Below are 2,164 nucleotides of genomic sequence, written 5' to 3'. Positions count from 1 at the left end.
CGGAGCGCCAGGCGCGCGGCGTGCACCTTCTCCACGCCCGTGGCCGACAGCCGCAGCCGCACGGCCCGCCCGTCGGTGGGGTCCGTGGAGCGCTCCACCAGGCCCAGGCCCTCCAGCAGCTGCACCTGCCGGCTCAGCGTGGGCTTGCCGATGCCGAAGAAGACCGCCAGGTCCGAGGGGCGCGCCTCGCCCACGTCGTCCAGCCGCACCAGCAGGCTGTACGCCTCCGGCTCCAGGTCCGGGTGCACGGTCCGGGCCGTCTCCCGGCTGATCGCCCGCGAGCGGCGCAGCAGGACGGCGAGTTCTCGCTCCAGGTGTTCGGCGGCCTCGGGGTGCACGGGGGAACCGTACCGCCCCCGGTCCCCGGCGTCGGCGACCGCCGCGGCCCGTCGCGGCGGGTCGTCCTTGTGGCGGCCCGCCCGCGCCCCTATGGTGCTGACGATGCATCGGTCCGATGCATCGTCCCAACGGGCCGGAGGTGGGTGAGCGGTGCGCAGACGCGGTGACGTGCTGCCCCTGGCGGTGCTCGCCCTGCTCGCCGACGGTCCCCTGCACGGCTACGAGGTGCGCCGCCGCCTCGACGTGCGGCTCGGCGCCTTCCGCGCCCTGTCGTACGGCACGCTCTACCCCTGCCTGCGCACCCTGCAGGCCGCGGGCTGCCTCACCGAGACGACCGAGCAGCGCCAGCCGGGCACCGTCAGCCCCAAGCGGGCCCGCGTCGTCTACGAGATCACCGACCGCGGCCGCGAACGGCTCGCCGAGCTGCTCGAGGAGGCCGGGCCCGCGGCCTGGGAGGACGACGCGTTCGGGGTGCGCCTGGCGCTCTTCCAGCGCGTGGCTCCCCGCACGCGCCTGCGCATCCTCGAGGGCCGCCGCGCCCGGCTGCTCGAACGCCTCGAGCAGCTGACCGCGTCCATCGAGCGGGCCCACGCCCAGCTCGACGCGTACGCCCTCGAGGCCCAGCGCCACGGCCTGGAGACCGTCCGCAGCGAGGTCGACTGGCTCGACCGCCTCATCACGGCCGAGCGCCGTGCCCCCACCCGGCCGGCGACCCCGGCCGCGACACCTCCCCAGGAGAGCTGATGTCCGAGATCCGCGTCGCGATCGTGGGGGTCGGCAACTGCGCCGCCTCCCTCGTCCAGGGCGTCCACTTCTACGCCGACGCCGACGACACCGCGACCGTGCCCGGCCTCATGCACGTGCGCTTCGGCGACTACCACGTGCGCGACGTGACGTTCGTCGCCGCGTTCGACGTCGACGACAAGAAGGTCGGCACCGACCTCGCCGACGCCATCGGCGCCAGCGAGAACAACACCGTCAAGATCTGCGACGTGCCGAGCACCGGCGTGACCGTCCAGCGCGGGCACACCCTCGACGGCCTGGGCCGCTACTACCGCGAGACCATCACCGAGTCCGCCGCCGAGCCGGTCGACGTCGTCGCCGCCCTGCGCGAGGCCCGCGCCGACGTCGTCGTCTGCTACCTGCCCGTCGGTTCCGAGGACGCGGCGAAGTTCTACGCCCAGTGCGCCATCGACGCCGGCTGCGCCTTCGTCAACGCGCTGCCCGTCTTCATCGCCAGCACCCCCGAGTGGGCGCAGAAGTTCACCGACGCCGGCCTGCCCATCGTCGGCGACGACATCAAGTCCCAGGTCGGCGCCACCATCACCCACCGGGTGCTCGCCAAGCTCCTGGAGGACCGCGGCATCAAGCTCAAGCGGACCTACCAGCTCAACGTCGGCGGCAACATGGACTTCAAGAACATGCTGGAGCGCGACCGCCTGGAGTCCAAGAAGACCTCCAAGACCCAGGCCGTCACCAGCAACGTCCAGGCCGACTTCGGCACCCGCGACGTCCACATCGGCCCCAGCGACTACGTCCAGTGGCTCGACGACCGCAAGTGGGCCTACGTCCGCCTGGAGGGCGAGGCCTTCGGCGGCGTGCCGCTGAACCTGGAGTACAAGCTGGAGGTCTGGGACTCCCCGAACTCCGCCGGCGTCATCATCGACGCGGTGCGCGCCGCGAAGATCGGCCTGGACCGCGGCATCGGCGGCCCGCTGCTGTCGCCCTCGGCGTACTTCATGAAGTCCCCGCCGGAGCAGCGCGACGACGAGACCGGCCGCAACGCCGTCGAGGCGTTCATCGCCGGGACCGTCGAGCGCTGACC

General features: G+C 73.0%; 3 protein-coding genes. 2 read left to right on the top strand and 1 reads right to left on the bottom strand.

All coding sequences use genetic code 11. The features are described from left to right. The coding region (locus ACRYR7_RS25285) for a MarR family winged helix-turn-helix transcriptional regulator (protein WP_432575141.1) at positions 1 to 338 on the bottom strand (338 nt) is incomplete at its 3' end. Positions 339 to 489: 151 nt separating this feature from the next. Between ACRYR7_RS25285 and ACRYR7_RS25280 the strand changes: the two genes are divergently transcribed. After that, complete coding sequence (locus ACRYR7_RS25280; RefSeq protein ID WP_432575139.1) at positions 490 to 1,083, top strand: PadR family transcriptional regulator; 594 nt, start codon at positions 490 to 492, stop codon at positions 1,081 to 1,083. Further along, positions 1,083 to 2,162, top strand: coding sequence for an inositol-3-phosphate synthase (locus ACRYR7_RS25275; RefSeq protein ID WP_432575138.1), 1,080 nt, complete (start codon positions 1,083 to 1,085; stop codon positions 2,160 to 2,162). Before ACRYR7_RS25280 ends, ACRYR7_RS25275 begins: the two co-directional genes overlap by 1 nt. The last annotated feature ends 2 nt before the right edge of the window (positions 2,163 to 2,164 follow it).

Source organism: Kineococcus gurbantunggutensis, assembly GCF_050871925.1.
Classification (GTDB): domain Bacteria; phylum Actinomycetota; class Actinomycetes; order Actinomycetales; family Kineococcaceae; genus Kineococcus.
The sequence above is the reverse complement of the archived record's forward strand: the minus strand, read 5'-3'. Positions and strand labels throughout refer to the sequence as shown.